This window comes from uncultured Tateyamaria sp., assembly GCF_947487805.1.
GTDB lineage: Bacteria > Pseudomonadota > Alphaproteobacteria > Rhodobacterales > Rhodobacteraceae > Tateyamaria.
This window is the reverse complement of the sequence record NZ_CANKXW010000009.1, coordinates 188,431-204,204: the sequence shown is the minus strand read 5'-3', so window position 1 is coordinate 204,204 and position 15,774 is coordinate 188,431. Positions and strand designations below refer to the sequence as shown.

Annotated in this window: 19 protein-coding genes and 1 tRNA gene; 12 read left to right on the top strand and 8 right to left on the bottom strand. The window is 62.4% G+C overall.

Translation table 11 applies throughout. The features are described from left to right. From Q0949_RS18775 to Q0949_RS18735, 9 genes are all read left to right on the top strand, one after another. A partial coding sequence (locus Q0949_RS18775; protein WP_299376030.1) for a hypothetical protein occupies positions 1-556 on the top strand: 556 nt, incomplete at its 5' end. Next, entirely contained in the window at positions 556-927 is a 372-nt protein-coding gene (locus tag Q0949_RS18770; RefSeq protein ID WP_299376027.1) for an HNH endonuclease signature motif containing protein, read from the top strand. The genes Q0949_RS18775 and Q0949_RS18770, both read left to right, overlap by 1 nt. Then, complete coding sequence (locus Q0949_RS18765) at positions 917-2,173, top strand: phage major capsid protein (protein ID WP_299376025.1); 1,257 nt, start codon at positions 917-919, stop codon at positions 2,171-2,173. The genes Q0949_RS18770 and Q0949_RS18765 overlap by 11 nt, the downstream gene beginning before the upstream one ends. Position 2,174: 1 nt before the next feature. Continuing rightward, positions 2,175-2,756: an HK97 family phage prohead protease gene (locus Q0949_RS18760; RefSeq protein WP_299376022.1), complete on the top strand. Its 582-nt coding sequence runs from the start codon at positions 2,175-2,177 to the stop codon at positions 2,754-2,756. Beyond that, a complete protein-coding gene (locus Q0949_RS18755) occupies positions 2,753-3,100 on the top strand; it encodes a hypothetical protein (RefSeq protein WP_299376019.1) in 348 nt (115 codons plus the stop codon). The genes Q0949_RS18760 and Q0949_RS18755 overlap by 4 nt, the downstream gene beginning before the upstream one ends. 139 nt (positions 3,101-3,239) lie before the next feature. Continuing rightward, on the top strand, positions 3,240-4,097 hold the full coding sequence (locus Q0949_RS18750; RefSeq protein ID WP_299376016.1) for a hypothetical protein: 858 nt from the start codon (positions 3,240-3,242) through the stop codon (positions 4,095-4,097). Between the two features lie 139 nt (positions 4,098-4,236). Then, a complete protein-coding gene (locus tag Q0949_RS18745) occupies positions 4,237-4,458 on the top strand; it encodes a hypothetical protein (RefSeq protein ID WP_299376013.1) in 222 nt (73 codons plus the stop codon). A 3-nt stretch (positions 4,459-4,461) separates the two neighbouring features. Further along, positions 4,462-4,881 carry a helix-turn-helix transcriptional regulator gene (locus Q0949_RS18740; protein WP_299376010.1) on the top strand — a complete coding sequence of 140 codons (420 nt, stop codon included), beginning with the start codon at positions 4,462-4,464 and terminating at the stop codon, positions 4,879-4,881. Between the two features lie 231 nt (positions 4,882-5,112). Beyond that, positions 5,113-5,832, top strand: coding sequence for a hypothetical protein (locus Q0949_RS18735; RefSeq protein WP_299376008.1), 720 nt, complete (start codon positions 5,113-5,115; stop codon positions 5,830-5,832). A 621-nt stretch (positions 5,833-6,453) separates the two neighbouring features. Here the strand turns inward: Q0949_RS18735 and Q0949_RS18730 are convergent. Further along, positions 6,454-6,543 (bottom strand) — tRNA-Ser (locus Q0949_RS18730). 87 nt (positions 6,544-6,630) lie between these two features. Further along, complete coding sequence (locus tag Q0949_RS18725) at positions 6,631-6,789, bottom strand: hypothetical protein (RefSeq protein ID WP_299376005.1); 159 nt, start codon at positions 6,787-6,789, stop codon at positions 6,631-6,633. Between the two features lie 164 nt (positions 6,790-6,953). Here Q0949_RS18725 and Q0949_RS18720 point away from each other — a divergent pair, with 164 nt between their 5' ends. Further along, entirely contained in the window at positions 6,954-8,573 is a 1,620-nt protein-coding gene (locus Q0949_RS18720; RefSeq protein WP_299376003.1) for a helix-turn-helix transcriptional regulator, read from the top strand. Between the two features lie 9 nt (positions 8,574-8,582). Here Q0949_RS18720 and ychF read toward each other — a convergent pair whose 3' ends face one another. Next, positions 8,583-9,680: a redox-regulated ATPase YchF gene (gene ychF, locus Q0949_RS18715; RefSeq protein ID WP_299376000.1), complete on the bottom strand. Its 1,098-nt coding sequence runs from the start codon at positions 9,678-9,680 to the stop codon at positions 8,583-8,585. A gap of 182 nt (positions 9,681-9,862) precedes the next feature. On the opposite strand from ychF, the gene Q0949_RS18710 reads away from it, so the two are divergent. Both Q0949_RS18710 and trpA read left to right on the top strand, forming a co-directional pair. After that, entirely contained in the window at positions 9,863-10,357 is a 495-nt protein-coding gene (locus tag Q0949_RS18710) for an acyloxyacyl hydrolase (protein ID WP_299375997.1), read from the top strand. Positions 10,358-10,416: 59 nt separating this feature from the next. Continuing rightward, complete coding sequence (gene trpA / locus Q0949_RS18705) at positions 10,417-11,211, top strand: tryptophan synthase subunit alpha (protein WP_299375994.1); 795 nt, start codon at positions 10,417-10,419, stop codon at positions 11,209-11,211. Here trpA and Q0949_RS18700 read toward each other — a convergent pair. The 5 genes from Q0949_RS18700 to Q0949_RS18680 all read right to left on the bottom strand — a co-directional run bounded on the left by Q0949_RS18700 (position 11,208) and on the right by Q0949_RS18680 (position 15,653). After that, the gene (locus Q0949_RS18700; protein ID WP_299375991.1) at positions 11,208-11,825 is read right to left on the bottom strand and encodes a d(CMP) kinase; all 618 of its coding nucleotides are present in this window, start codon (positions 11,823-11,825) and stop codon (positions 11,208-11,210) included. The two genes, trpA and Q0949_RS18700, sit on opposite strands and share 4 nt — an antisense overlap. A gap of 4 nt (positions 11,826-11,829) precedes the next feature. Then, on the bottom strand, positions 11,830-13,182 hold the full coding sequence (gene aroA, locus Q0949_RS18695; RefSeq protein ID WP_299375989.1) for a 3-phosphoshikimate 1-carboxyvinyltransferase: 1,353 nt from the start codon (positions 13,180-13,182) through the stop codon (positions 11,830-11,832). A gap of 136 nt (positions 13,183-13,318) precedes the next feature. Next, positions 13,319-14,017: a tRNA (guanine(46)-N(7))-methyltransferase TrmB gene (locus Q0949_RS18690; protein ID WP_299375986.1), complete on the bottom strand. Its 699-nt coding sequence runs from the start codon at positions 14,015-14,017 to the stop codon at positions 13,319-13,321. A 48-nt stretch (positions 14,018-14,065) separates the two neighbouring features. After that, positions 14,066-14,515, bottom strand: a complete 450-nt coding sequence (locus Q0949_RS18685) for a MarR family transcriptional regulator (protein ID WP_299375983.1) — start codon at positions 14,513-14,515, stop codon at positions 14,066-14,068. Continuing rightward, a complete protein-coding gene (locus Q0949_RS18680) occupies positions 14,508-15,653 on the bottom strand; it encodes a twin-arginine translocation pathway signal protein (protein ID WP_299375980.1) in 1,146 nt (381 codons plus the stop codon). Before Q0949_RS18680 ends, Q0949_RS18685 begins: the two co-directional genes overlap by 8 nt. Positions 15,654-15,774 lie beyond the last annotated feature (121 nt).

Here is a 15,774-nt window from a genome sequence, read left to right as displayed (position 1 = left end):
CTTCGGTCGCTTGTTTGCCATGTGTTTCCTCCGTTTTCCTAAACATAGCGGAGGACCACTTCAGTGGGGGATGACCAATCAAGTTGGGGATTTTTACGTCCGCGCCGCCGATGGCGGGGATCTGATTGAGACCTCCGGCGCGGTGTCTGACCTTCAACAGTTTCTCACCGAATTGTTGGAACGCATCGGCCCGCACCCGGTGCGCTCTGTCTCTTGTGACAGATACCGGGACGCGGAACTCCGAACCGCCATGGCCCGCGCACAACTGTCCATCCCGCTGGAGTTTCGGGGCAACGGCCCGAAAGACGGCAACGCCGATGTGCTGGCCACGCGACGGATGTTCAAGGCCGGTGCGATCACTATGCGCCGTTCCATCCTCTTGGAGGGGTCCTTGGCGGAAGCGGATGTGAAGGTGTCCACCACGGGCGCGGTCCAAATCTGCAAGTCCCACCTCACGGCACGCATCGACGTAGCCCAATCCCTCATCCTCGCGTGTTCCGCACTGCTACGCGCTCGGGACGCCGTGAAGCCCACCTATGAAGTGGAGGTGCTGTAATGGCCCGGACCTCTACCGCACCGCTCAAGACCGCCCGATGGGCCGCCGTGCGTTCCTTTGTGGCGCACCGGGCCTCTTTCCGGTGTGAGCAACCCGATTGCAGCGTCTACCTTGGGATGACCGGGGATGTGGACCACATCGTGCCCCGCTCTGTCTGTGAGGACGTGGGTATCGGCATCTACGACCCAACCAACCTCCAATATCTCTGCCCGTCCTGCCACTCGCAAAAGACCAATGCCGAACGGCACGCGGGCAAAGAGAAACGCCCCCGGAAGACCGGGCGCACCGCAATCCAAGGCCGCGATGACTTCCTCAACGCCGCCGGGATCGACCCCAACCCTGCAAACCACGAGGAACACCATGCTCCGTAGTCAGGAAATCCAACTCGCCCAATCGCAGCGGCGGGAACAAATGGCGGCCATCCAGTCCGCTGAGACCATCAATGATGAGGGCCGCACGGAACTGCGATCTCTCACGGAAGCCTACGCCAATGCGGAAACGGAATACCGCGCCGCCGTCATTCTTGAAGATGCGGAACGGGCGCAAATCAAAGAGCCGGACAATGCCGCACAGGACTTTGAGCGTGAATGCCGGGCCTTTGATCTTTCCGCCGTGGTGGCTGCACAGACGGACGGTAAGGCGCTCACGGGCCGTGAGGCGGAAGTGTCCACCGAACTTGAGACGCGCCACGGGGCTGGGTCCAAGGGGATGCGGTTTCCTTGGGAAGCCCTTGAGCAACGCGCGGATGCGGTGACGGACACGGCACCGGGCACCACGGGCGAACTGTCTACCCGGCCTGTGATGAACGCCCTTGAGCGGTTCTTTGAAACGAGCGCGGCGGGCCGTTTTGGCGTCAACGTCCTGCAAGTTTCTGGCCAGCCCACGTTCCCGGAAATCACCGGCGGCACGGGCATTGCGTGGGTATCGGAAGGGTCCGGCGCGGATGCAGGTGCAATCACCACCACGTCCACGGCCCCCGCCATGCACACCGCCACCGGGCGTTACGTGATGACCCGGCAAGCCGCACGTCAAAACTCCGCTCTTGGGTCCATTCTTCGCCGCGATCTGGCAGAGGTGATGCGCGAGGGAATTGACCTTGCCATCTTCCAAGGCGACGGCACGGGGGAGACCCCGGCGGGCTTTGATGCGGTTCTTACGGGTGGCCGAACGGCGGCGCTTGATGACGTGGCCAGCTTTTCCGACTTCCTCTTGCGGGCCACGGAAATCCAAGAGACTGCCAAACTGTCCAGCCCGTCGCAGGTCCGCATCGCCGGTGCGCCCATCGTGCACCAAACTCTTGCCGACACGCTCATCCCGGGCACGGCTGTGTCCGAACTGGACCGGCTCAAGGCGGCGGGCTTTGGCACGCTGTGGTCCAGCCAGGTATCCGCCCGTGGGGCGCGTGACGCCACGGACAAGGGCGCATCCACGGTCTTTTTCGGGTCCGGCAATCACGCCTATGTGCCCACGTGGGGAAGCCCGGAACTCATCGTGGACCCCTACAGTGAAAGCAAAACGGGCAAGATTGCCCTAACCATGTTCGCGTTCTTGGATGTGCTGATCCAGCGCACGGCCACCCATTATTTCAAACTGACCGGCGTTCAGGACCGCGCATAAGATGGAACGCCGCACCTTTTGGCCCGCTGACCTAGAGGTACGGCGGGCCGGGAAGCGGCCTCAAATCCGGGGCCGCTTTCCATACAACTCACTCGCCACCATGGCCGACCGGGGCCGCGTCCGTAAGGAACGCATCGCACCCGGTGCGTTCAACTGGACGCTTGAGAATGAAGACCGGGAAGTGACCCTGCTCTTTGGCCATGACTTCGACAAGCCCTTGGCCAGCCGTCGCAATGGGTCCCTGATATTGGCCGCCGATGATGAGGCATTGACCTTTGAAGCGACGATTGCCCCCGAACTTGAGGACGTGACCCATGTGCGAGACGCACTCACTATGCTGGGCGCTGGTCTGGTTAGCGGCATATCTCCGGGTTTCCGGGTTCCCCCGTCTGAAACCGCTGGCGAAACGGAACGTCTGGACCCGGAACCCGGCAATGAAGGGGTGTTCATCCGCACCATCCTTGCACTGGTCCTCTACGAATTGAGCCTAGTCACGCGGCCCGCATATGAAGACGCACAGGCCGAATTGCGGGCTATGCAAACTGCGCACCCGGTGCGCCCGCACACGGTGATCCTGCCATGACATATCCCACCATCACCGTGGCAGACGTGGCGCTTGAAGCAGGTGTCAGCGCCGACCGGGCGGAAGCCGTTTTGGCCGCAAGCTGGCGTGTCGCGGATGCGTTCACCGGGCGCGACTACACAGCCGACGAAGCCGGGCCGCACGTCCTAGAGGCGGTGCGGTGCTTGGCTTTGTATCAACTCATCCACTCGCCAGCCCGGCGCGAATTTCGGGTGATCCAAGCGGGGGATAGCACGCTCACACGGGAAAGCCTTGGTCCCCTCATGAAAATGAGCGGCGCGGGCATCCTTCTAGCATCGGAGGTGATGTGGAATGTGGCCACTGACACGCAAGAAGAAACCTGAGACCGAAACCCGGGCGGCATTCCCAACTGTAACTGCCGAATACCTGACGAACCGGCGGGACACACTCAAGGGTACGGGCGGCGCATCTCTGTCCGCTACCGTTGGCGGCGCGGCAATGATGTGGTCCCGGGCTTTCTCTATGCTGGACCCTGCGCCCGATGCGGGACCACTCACGGCGGACGTGTTGGCGGCCATCGGGTTAGACCTTGCCTTGCGCGGTGAAGCGGTCTTCCATATTCGGGTCCGGGCCAACGCGCTGGAACTTCACCGGGCGGCGTTTTGGGATGAGGTGGGGAAAGGTCGCTACCACCTTCACCTTGCCCGGCCCCATGAGACCGAAACCGTGCGGGCGATTGAAGGGGAGGTGCTACGCCTGACCATCAACAGCGATGCGTCACAACCGTGGCGGGGCCGGTCACCGTTCCTCATGATGGGTGGTAGTCCGGCGCTCATGGCGTCTATCGAAACGGCGATTGCCGACGCCATGGAATGGACCGGGAAGGGGCTTTTGCCGTTCCCCGATACAGTGCCAGAGGAACAACAAAGCGCCGCGTTGCGAGGTCTCAAGGGCGGTGGCACGCTAGCGGCGATCAAAAGCCGGGCGGACTTCGCCACGAATGTGGGCCAGTCGTCCCGGCAAGAGTTCCACCGAACCGAACTTGGCCCCGATCTGCGGCGGGCAGACCTCAATCCGGCGGTGGACGCTCTACACTATCGCGTGTTGGCGGCGTCGGGAGTGCCCCCGGCTTTGGTGACAGGCAACGGCAACGCGGGCGCGATGCGTGAGGCTTACCGTCTCTTTGTCCTACAGACAGTTGAACCGCTTGCCCGGCAACTCTTGCCGGAGTTCGCTAAGGTGGGCGTGTCCAAGTTGTCCAGCGCGTCCATGCTATCAGCTGACGTGGCGGGCCGTGCCCGGGCGGTTGGCACACTGGTCGGGGCAGGTGTTCCTCTTGAGCGGGCGATGCGCCTTGCGGGGTGGGAAGATGATACGTGACGCCCACATCCGCGCCGCGAGGGTGAACCCCGCTTACGGCGAATTTGAGGTCTACCGCCAAATCACGGACCCCAATAATGGGCGGCCTGTGGCTGGGCAGTTGCAGCACGTCGAAACGTGCAAAGGTCGCGTCCGGTGGATGGACGTTGATACCTTCGACCGCACGTTGGGCGGGGAGGTTGGCGACGGCCAAGCGGCGTTGCTGGCAGACTGGCCCACGACGCCCGCCGCCTTACGGGATCAGGACGGCAATTGGTTTGCAGTGAAGTCCGCCGTTGGGGGCGACACGCTCCGGGTCTTCACCGTATTTCTGATCCGCCGTTGGGCGGGTGATCCGCCTACCATTGTTCAAGCTGTGTAAGACATGGACGCCGCGACACAAATCTTGCTGCAACTTGCCGGTATTCACAGTTTGCGTGACGAAGTTCGTGCGGCGCTAAATGGAAAAGGCACCAAACCAAAACCTCAGACTTTGGCACAATTGCTACCTGCGCAACGGATACGCAAGGGATGGGAACTCAAACGCATATGCGAACGCTCAAACCTGTCCCGGTCACAGGTTTCCGGGCTTGAAGACGGCACGCACACAGAACCGGGTCTGCGCACAATTCAAGCACTGGCTTATGGTTACGCTCTACCTTTCCATCTAGTACTGTTGGCGGCCATGCAAACGCAAGGCAGCGCACCGGGTGCGCAACCGGTATCTCCCGAGGAAATGGTCAAACGGCGGGGCGACCGCAACCCTGACCCTCAAGTCTGGGGCCGCGCACATCGGTGCGAATAAGTCCGTACCGGACCTTTATTTATGGCAGCGATACTGACCTGTAAACCGATTGGGTGACAGTCTTTCCCAACACTAGGTCAGCACGTCTACCCCTTATCCAACCAATTGGTCTACAGCACTGTATTCATTGATTATTTTTACGGATTATGGCAAGAAGGCGGAAGGCCCCGATGCTGGAACACGGGGCCTTCACTAAAGGTCAACAACCCCTGTCTGACGGAGATTATTGTAATGAAACGGTTACCACAAAAATTGAATAGAAACAAGGGTGTTAGCCTGCGTTCTGACGCAAAGCGCACCCATGAAATCCTGTGCGGTTTGATCCGGCAAACCATCTCAGACGTACCACATAAGGCGGACACCACACAATGGACCCAGCCCATGACCCTGAGCCAATGGGGAGAGGTGCTAGGCGTGCATGAGCGCACCGTTAGACGGATGATCCGCGTGGACCCAATCCGCTATGACGTTCGCAGGATCGACGGCCAAAACGTGACCTTGCTACGCTTGGATGACGGGTCGCCAGACACACCCCGAACGGTTGCCAAGCGGATGGTGAAAGTATGGGAGGGCCGCTATCCCGATTACCCCGTAAAGCCAAAGGTATTTGGGATGCTGGTGGGGATGGCGAAGGAGTGGCCACCGGGCCTACAGGTGGATGTGTTCGCCTTTGCGCTCAAGAATTGGACTGCGTTCAACAGCGCCATGAAAGCTGAGATGGAGTTTGCGGAAGTCGCGCGGCGGAATGGTTGGGACATATGGCATCCGGACGCATTAGCAGACCACTACCTTGAAACCGCGCGGCGGATGGAAGGGGAGAAGTTGCGCCCCCGTTTCTACCGCTTTCCCAGCCCGCCGGTGCTGCTCAAGTTCTCACACATCGCCGAATGGCTGTATCGCAGCGAAGCGACCGTGCCAGAGGATAAGTGTCCGTTTCTTTATGTCCCCTGACTATTAGGAAATTTGGTTATTCATACTCATATTTTTATAGGGGACAAAAAGAACGGACACTTATGAGTAGGAATAACGGGCCGTCGCCAGCGCCCATGGCGCTGTCTAGGCCGGTGGCTTGCCAAGGCGGTCAGTAGAGAACTCGCGCTACGCGCTCGCATGGCAGGACTTCCCTACAAAGCGGCGCAGCCGTCTCTGCCAACCAACCGGGCCGCTGGCCCGTACAAGGGAGGCTCACAGGACGCCGTAAAGGGCCATCTCTGCCCGCTGGGCTACTTGCCCGCCTGCCAAGACCTCACAACGGCGCTCTACGGGCCGCTCAGGCGCTCTCACAGAAAGCGCCCCATCGGCGCGGTGCGTCATTCTTGCTCTACGCGCTCAAAGCCGTAGTAGTCGTGGCCGCCGTTCCATCGGGTCACCTGTGTCCCACAATCCTCACAAATGAACTTGCCTTTTTCCCGTACAGGAAGGCTTTGCCACGCTCCGCGCCATACGGTTGGGCACCCCGGGCATTGAAAGTCGGTTGTTCCTTTTTCCCACGTCATCAGCAAACCTCGATTGTGTACAGAGCGTGTACGAGTTAGAAATTTTACAACGAAAGCATACACTTATGGTGTGAAATGGCGGAGACGAAGGGATTCGAACCCTCGAGACCCTTCCGGGCCTACTCCCTTAGCAGGGGAGCGCCTTCGACCACTCGGCCACGTCTCCGCTGACCCGTTTAGCGATGGGATGCAGGTGGGGCAAGGGCTGAATCAAAGCTTTTAGACTGCACGCGTCGGCTACCTCACTGCGCTGTCAAAGGAACGCGAGGCAGAGGTGCAGCAGGATGGTCCCACAGACCACCCAGCGGACCGGAACACCGCACAGCGCCAAAGCGCACAAACCGGCAAAGACCGCGTTGCTGCCTTGCGCGGACAGCATCCACGCGATCATAGGTTGAAGTTGCCACATCATGGGATATTCTCCTGTTGATTGTGGCGGGCCCGCCTTGGGTTAAGACGTTGTCATGACTGGATTAAACATAGCGATGAAGGGGACCGCCCGAGAGCGCACGGATGACATCGCATGACAGCGGGCAAAGACATCGCGTGACATCGGGATCCACAAGGTGACACCCAATGACATCTGACCCGTGGAAAGACTTCGGCTATGCCGTTAGGCAAGCGCGACTCGATTTGGGCTGGACTCTGGAACAGCTCGCGACCGAAGCGCTCAACAATGGCGCGCGCAAAGGCTACGTTGGCCAAGTCGAAAAGGGCGCGCGCAACCTATCCGCCGAAACCATCGACAAATTTGATCAGGCGCTGTCATTGCCTGCGGATGTCGTCAAAGCCGCGCATCTCGCTCCGCCACCAAGCAAGTCGACCGCAGACGAGGACAAACGCGACCAAGATGCTGAACGGTTGCTGGCCCGCGTGGCCAAGGACGACACAGTCGCCCCTGTTGCCGAGGCGCTGTTGACAACACTGGCCTATGAATTCGCAGGCAGCCAAACACGCGATCTGCAAACCGCTTACATCGCCCTTCGGCAAGCCCTCGAGGCGGCTGAAAACATCCGCAGGCGCGGGGAAATGCCCCCCGACAACACTGGCAGTCAACTGAACGCAGTCATGGCAGAGGTCGCCAAGCTGAACGACGCTGGGGACAGGGACGCCGCTGATGCGCTGCTGGACGCCGAAGAACGGCGGATGAGAGAAGAGCATCAGGCGGAAAAGGAGCGATTGGCGCAGCAAACAAAGGCGCTGCTGGACAGACGTCTGGATCAGGACCGCCTGCGCAACCGTCCCGATCTGGCGGCAGAACGGTTGATCGCGGATGTGCGGCAACAACAGGATCGGGGCAAGCTATTCTTGGCGGTGAATGCGCTTGCCAACGAATGGAGCGAAAAAGGTAACCTGAGCGGGGATATTTTTGCCTTGCGCGTAGCAGTACAGATCGCGCGGCACAATTGGGACAAGCACAAAGGCAAACGCATGCTGGAAGCAGCGGCGTTGCGTACACTCGGCTCGAGTTACTTTCGAGTAGCACAGCGGTCGGCCCGACCCCGCGATCTGGAATTGGCGCACAATGCCTTTGAAGGCGCGTTAAAGAAAACCTCCAAGACAGCAGAGCCCGAAGACTGGGCAGCGAGACAGGACGGATTGGGCTGCGTGCTCAACGAAATGGGCGAACAGGCCGAAAATGCAGATGTCCTGCGCGATGCGGTCGCAGCACATCGTGCAGCTTTGGCTGTTGAGCAAAACCTAAAGACCCCGGTGCAGATCGAAACCATTTGGAACAATCTTGGCGGCGCATTGCAAAAACTGGGGGAGGTGACCAAAGACCCGGTACCAGTGACCGAAGCGGTCACTGCGCTGGAAACGGCGCTGTCGCTGAACGACAAAGAGGCGGACGCGCTGGATTGGGAATTGACGCAAAATAACCTTGCCCTCGCTCTGCGCTGGCAGGGGGCGTTGAACAAGGACCGCGCTGTGCTGGACCGGGCGCGGGCGGCCTATCGCGCTTGCGAGGAATTGGACCTATGCGAAAAGGCGGCATCCTGGTGGGCGCGCCTGCAATGGAACATCGCCGATCTGGCGCTGGCGCGGTTTGAACTGGACCCTGACCCGGCGCTATTGGAGGAAGCCGACAGCCATGTGCGCGCTGCCCGCGAGGTGTTTGTCGACGGTTCCGACTACCAAACCCAGCGCTGTGACGACCTGATCTCGCAGATCGAGGCGGCGCGCGGCAGGCTATGAACCCTGCCCTCAGGTGTTGAACAAAAAGTGCAGCACGTCCCCGTCCTTGACGGTATACCCCTTGCCTTCCGCGCGCATCTTGCCCGCCTCTTTCGCGGGGCCCTCGCCGCCCAGGCTGACAAAATCGTCATAGGCGATGGTTTCCGCGCGGATGAACCCCTTTTCAAAGTCGCCATGGATCACGCCCGCGGCTTTAGGGGCTGAGGTGCCAGTGGGGATCGTCCACGCCCGCGCCTCTTTGGGGCCCACCGTGAAATAGGTCTCGAGGTGCAACAGCTCGTAGCCTGCGCGGATCAACCGGTCGAGGCCCGCCTCGGCCAGCCCCATCTCTTCGAGGAACATCTGCGCCTCGTCGGGTTCCAGCTGGCTGATCTCTTCCTCGATCTGGGCCGAGATGACCACGTGGCTGTTGCCTTGCGCCGCCGCCATGTCGGCCACCGCAGCGGAATGGGCGTTGCCCTCTGCCGCCTCGGATTCGCCCACGTTGCAGACATAGAGCACCGGCTTGGTGGTCAGCAGTTGCAGCATGGCCCAGGCCTTGGCGTCCTCGGCGTCCACATCCACGACGCGGGCCGGCCGGCCGTCCTCCAGCACGGCGAGGGCCGCGCGCATCAGGCGCTCCTGCTGCACCGCTTCCTTGTCGCCACCGCGCACCTTGCGCACGATGTTCTGAAGGCGCTTCTCGATACTCTCGATATCGGCCAGCATCAATTCCGTCTCGATGGTTTCGGCGTCGGCCACGGGGTCCACGCGGCCCTCCACATGGGTCACATCACCGTCCTCGAAACAGCGCAGCACGTGTGCAATCGCGTCCACCTCGCGGATGTTGGCCAGAAACTGGTTGCCCAGCCCCTCGCCCTTGGATGCGCCCTTGACCAGACCTGCGATGTCCACAAACGTCATGCGCGTCGGGATGATCTGCTTGGAGGCCGCAATCGCCGCCAGCTTGTCCAGCCGCGCATCGGGCACGGCCACCTCACCCACATTGGGCTCGATCGTGCAGAACGGAAAGTTCGCCGCCTGCGCCGCCGCCGTTTTGGTCAGCGCATTGAACAAGGTCGATTTGCCCACGTTCGGCAATCCGACAATTCCCATCTTGAAACCCATAGCACCCTCATTGCGCAACGTCGCCCCGCTTCTAGCAGGACCGCCGACAGGTGCAAGCCGCACACACCCCCTCACCCGCCATACGGGTGCGGTTGAAAAATACTCGCGTCTCGCCAGTGGGTTGGGTATAAAGGGGCCCGCGCTTGCCGCACAATTCTATTCCTCCCATGCAGGAGCACCGCATGACCCGCATCCGAGTTGCTTTTTGTTCATTCGTTCTTTTGTTGCTGACGACCCTGACCGCAAACGCCCAGGAACTGACATTCGGCCTCGGCACCACCGATTATGGCGACGCCGGACAGGACAGTGTGGCCTTTGATCTGGAATACCGCCACGCCCCGTTCCTCCAGCGCCGCGTCATGTCCGTGGCCTTGGGCGCCAATGCCAGCGTCTCTGCCGAAGGGGACCTGTTTGTCGGTGGCGGCATCTGGACCCGCTGGCAGTGGGACAGCGGCTGGTTCATCGACAACTCGATCATGCCCGGCCTCTACGAAGAGGGCGTCGCTGGCAACGATCTGGGCTCTGCCTTTGAAATCCGGTCGCTACTGGGCGTGGGCTACCAGTTCGACAACGGCCACGCGATTTCGGCGGCGTTTTCGCATAAATCCAATGCCAGCCTGGCCACCGACAATCCGGGCATGAACCTGTACACGATCCGCTACCATATCTCGTTCTGACGGCGCTTGCCTTTTGCCCGGCGCTGAGGCAGTCAAGGCCCAAGCGAAGGAGAGCGACGATGACCACCCGGATTGATGCCAAATTTGCGGCTCTGTCGCGCGAGGGCCGCAAGGCCTTCGTGTCCTATGTGATGGCTGGTGACCCTGATTATGACCGTTCACTGGACATCGTGCGCGGCCTGCCGGGCGCTGGCGTGGACATCATCGAACTCGGCCTGCCCTTTACCGATCCAATGGCTGATGGCCCCACGATCCAGCTCGCGGGCCAGCGCGCCCTCGAAGGCGGCATGACCCTGGACCGGACGCTCGATCTGGCGCGTGCTTTCCGCAAAACCGACGACACGACGCCCATCGTGCTTATGGGCTATTACAACCCGATCTATTCGCGCGGCGTCGACCGGTTTCTGGCAGATGCAAAGGCTGCGGGCATCGACGGCCTGATCGTCGTCGACCTGCCCCCGGAGGAAGACAGCGAACTGTGCATCCCCGCGCAAGCGGCCGGCCTGAACTTCATTCGCCTTGCCACGCCGACAACAGATGACAAGCGCCTGCCGCGCGTGCTGCAAAACACCTCGGGCTTTGTCTACTATGTGTCGATCACCGGCATCACCGGCGCGGCCGAGGCCAAGGCCACGGACGTCGGCCCCGAAGTCGCGCGGATCAAATCCGCAACCAACCTGCCCGTGATCGTTGGCTTCGGCATCAACACGCCCGAGAAATCCAAAGCTATTGCAAGCGTAGCCGACGGCGCCGTCGTAGGGTCCGCCATCGTCAGCCGGATCGCGGCAGGCGACAGCGTCGATGACGTGCTGGCCTTTGTGAAAACCCTGTCGGACGGCGCACACGCCGCCTAGGCGCGCGCCGCCGCGACCTGCGCCACTGCGGCCTCGACCGCCGCCTCGACGCTCATCTCGGACGTGTCCAGCACGAATGCCGTCTCTGCCGGGCGCAGGGGCGCTTCGGCCCGGTCACTGTCACGCGCATCCCGCGCCCTGACATCCGCCAGAACCGTTTCGAAATCGGTGTCCGTGCCCCGGCCCTGCAACTCCGCCAGACGCCGCCCGGCCCGCACCTCCGCCGAGGCGGTCACGAACAGCTTTACCTCCGCCTGCGGGCAGATCACCGTGCCAATGTCGCGCCCATCCAGAACCGCACCCCCGGCCCGGCGGGCAAAGGCACGCTGAAAATCCAGAAGCGCCGCGCGCACGTCCGCAATCACCGCAACCTTGCTGGCGGCCTGCGCCACCTCTGCCGTGCGCAAGGCGGGATCCTCCAGCGCCGCAGGGTCCAGCGACCGCGCCGCCTCCACAGCCGCAACGCCGCTCAAAACCTGCGCGCCCACCGCACGGTACAGCAACCCGGTGTCCAGATGGGCAAAGCCGAACCGCCCCGCCACGGCGCGCGAAATCGTGCCCTTCCCCGCAGCGGCAGGCCCGTCAATGGCCACGGTAAAGGGTGCTGTCGCCACAGGCTCAGCCCGCGCTGCGCCGCACATCCGCCCCGAGGGCGGCCATCAACGGCTCGAAAATTGGGAAAGACGTCGCAATCGGGCCGCCATCATCTACCGACATCGGCTTCTGCGTGGCCATGCCCATCACCAGGAAAGACATCGCGATGCGGTGATCGAGATGGCTGGCACAGGTCACCCCGCCCGGCACATTGCCGTGGCCCAGCCCCGTGACCGTCCACCAGTCCGGCCCGTCCTCCACCGTGACGCCCGCCGCCCGCAGGCCCGTGGCCATCGCGTCGATGCGGTCACTCTCCTTGACGCGCAACTCCTTCACGCCCGGCATATGCGTCTTGCCTCTGGCAAAGGACGCAACAACAGACAGCACCGGGTATTCGTCGATCATGCTCGCCGCACGGTCCGCAGGCACCTCGATGCCCACCAGATCAGGCGAGAACCGCGCGCGCAGGTCGGCGACCGGCTCGCCCCCCTCTTCGCGCAGGTTTTCATAGGTCAGGTCCGCCCCCATCTCGCGCAGCGTCTCATAAAGCCCCGCCCGCGTCGGGTTCAGCCCGATGGTCGGCACCAGCACATCCGACCCCGGCACGATCAGCGCCGCACAGGCCGGAAACGCGGCCGAGGATGGATCCCGCGGCACCTCGATATGCTGCGGCACCAACTCGGGCTGGCCCTTCAAGGTGATGACCCGGCCCTCGTCCGTCACTTCGGTCGAAATCTCTGCGCCAAACCCGGCGAGCATCCGCTCCGTGTGATCGCGCGTCGCCTCGGCCTCGATCACCACCGTCTCACCGGGCGCATTCAACCCCGCCAGCAACACCGCGGACTTCACCTGCGCCGACGGCACCGGCACCACATAGCGCACCGGCACCGGATCCGCGGCGCCGACCAGCGTCATGGGCAACCGCCCGCCCGCCCTGCCGACCGCCGCACAACCAAACAGCGCCAGAGGGTCTGTGACCCTCGCCATGGGCCGCTTGTTCAAACTCGCATCCCCCGTGAACGTGGCCGATATGGGCGAGGTCGCCATCGCCCCCATGATCAACCGCACACCGGTGCCGGAATTGCCACAATCAATCACCTGCTCCGGCTCGGCAAACCCGCCAACGCCCACACCATGCACCGACCAGTTGCCACCACCATGATCCGTCACCTCGGCCCCGAACGCCCGCATCGCACGCGCCGTGTCCAGCACGTCCTGACCTTCCAGCAACCCGGTGATCGTCGTTTCACCCACCGACAGCGCACCCAGGATCAGCGACCGGTGCGAAATCGACTTGTCGCCCGGCACATCCGCCGTGCCGGACAAGGCCCCGCAGGCCAGAGAGGTCATGGGTATCGGGTCACCGTGGCTGGACATGTTTGCGCTCGCATCTTTCCGTGTTCGCCGCACACCTACCCCGGCGCGTCAAAGCCGTCCAGACACCGCCCCTTCCTTTCGCGACAAATACCTCGGGGGAGGCGCAAAGCGCCGGGGGCAGCGCCCCCAAACCGCCCTACCCCAACCGGCGAAACGTCAGGTAATGCGGCACACGCCCCTCACGCAGGGCCTTTTGCTCATAGCGCGTGCTGATCCAGTCATCCCAGGGCGTGCGCCAGTCCCCGGCCCGCTCCGCCAGCCATTCGAACCCCGCACGTGGCACCTCTTCCAACGTCTGACGAACGTAATCGGGAATATCCGTCGCCACCCGCAACACCGCACCGGGTTGCATCACGCGGGCCAGCGGTTCCAGATGTTCGGGCGTGACAAACCGGCGGCGATGGTGGCGCGCCTTGGGCCACGGATCAGGGTACAGCAGGAACGCCCGCGCAATCGACGCCGCGGGCAGCACATCCATCAGATCGCGGGCATCGCCGGGATGCACGGCAAGGTTCGACACCCCCGCCCGCCGGATCTTGCCCAACAGCATCGCAACACCGTTGATGTAAGGCTCCGCCCCGATGATCCCCACCTCCGGATTGGCGCTGGCCTGATGCACCAAATGTTCTCCACCGCCAAATCCGACCTCCAGCCACACCGGCCGCCCGCCAAATAGCGCATCCAGATCCAGAGGCGTGCGCGCGGGATTGTCCTCCCACGATACGGCACCGGGCGACAGATCGGCCAGATCCTCGGCGATATAGCGTTTCTGACTGTCCTTCAGGGTCTTGCCCTTGAGACGTCCGTAAAAATTGCGATGGGGGCGTTCGGTCATGGCGCGCCGTTTAGCCCGCGCGCCACAGGCTTGGCAAGCCGCCGCACCTCAGGGATCGCGCGCGGCATCCATGAAAACGCGCAGGTCGGTCAGCACCGGCTTGATCTCCAAGAGCCGTTCGATGTCGAATCCCGCCGCCAGCTCTGCCAACACGGGCGCAAGGCTTGCGATGGTCCGGGCGCGCACGTCCCGCCCCTTGTCGGTCAGCCACACCCGCTTTGACCGCCCGTCCTCGGGGTTTGCGCGTGTCTCGACCAACCCCTGCGCCTCCAGCACCTTGAGCGTGTGGGTCATCGACGTCTTGGGGATCTGAAAGGCGCGCGCCATCTCCATCGGCGTGCGCCCATCCGCCACCCGCGTCAGGTGGTTCAGCACCGTGAAATGCGGTGCAATCAATCCCGCCGGCAGCTGCGCCTCGAGCAAGGCGCGGCTCAACTGTTCGATGATGCCAATCTCGGTGAACACCTCGAAAAATACGGCGGGATTGGGTTCAGCCATGCACGATCTTGCTCTCTATGGGCCATCTGGGGCTTTGCGCCACGGTCTCACCATAGCCCACCCGCGCAAACATTTGCACAGTTCCACCCTCAGGGGCCAGCCTGTCATGCAATTCGGCATAAAGCCCCGACATCTCCGGATATTCCTGCAACGCCTGGCTCAGCGGTTGCATGCCCAAGCCCGCTTGGGCCGTGGCCAGGTTCAGCCGCAGCCAATCCTGCCCTGCCGCAATCTGATCGGCGCGCGTATTGGTTGGCGTGATCTGCCACAGATGCCCCATGGCCGTGTCCGTATTGGCAAAAACGGCCTTCAACCCTTCGGTATAGGCCATGGATTTCCGATCCAGCGCCGCTTCGCGACTGAACGTGCCGGTGACGGCCATCGCCTCGAACATCGGACCCGTAAAATCGATCCCGTCGGGGTTGGCATCGACCTCGCGACTGCCGATGCGGAACAGATCGACGCTTTCCTTATAGGTGTGCGGCGTCTCGATCTCGATCCGCAGCGCTTCGTGGCTCAGCACACGCAACTCTGCGATGTCCTTGGGATCAACCGACCCCGCAACGCGCGTGCGTGTGGCCGCCCCCAGCACCGCGTCGAGCGTTGCGCGATCCACCATGCGCTCGGTGTCAAAGGGTTCTTTCAGCGACCGGCGGTGCATCACCTGCCCAAAGAGGTCCGGCGCAGGCGTGCCCGCCCCCTCGACAAACCGCGCCACCGCAACCCGGCGCGCGTCCAGCGCGGTGGGGTCCTCGCCATCGGGAAAGAGGTCCAGCTCAACCCCGTACCCATCCTGCGCCGCCGCCAGCGTCATCAGTTCCAGAAAACACCCAAGACCAATCACGATCTGACGGCTGAACGGATCGGTGTGCGGCAACAGCCGGTCCGTGTCCACGCGCAGTGTCACCTCACCGTCCGTGCGCAAGTCCACCTGCCACGGCTGGCGGTTGTGCGGATTGGGCGCGAGGATCGCATAGCTGAGCGCGCGCATCCGCGGATCAGAGTAACCACCCGCAGCGGCCCATGGCGCATGGGCGCTGCGGGGCATACGGGTCACGGTATAGGCGCCGGCACCCCCGGCGGCGAGAATGGCACCCCCACCCAGCAGGGCGAGCGTTTTGCGACGGGACAGGGACATGGGAACCTCCAATAAAGTGCGATTTCGAATTACATTAGTCAATATAGTTCCATTTCGCACCAAACAAGTCCTATTTCGTACTTTTTCGATGCGAGAAAAAGAGATCTTGAACCGAACGGGT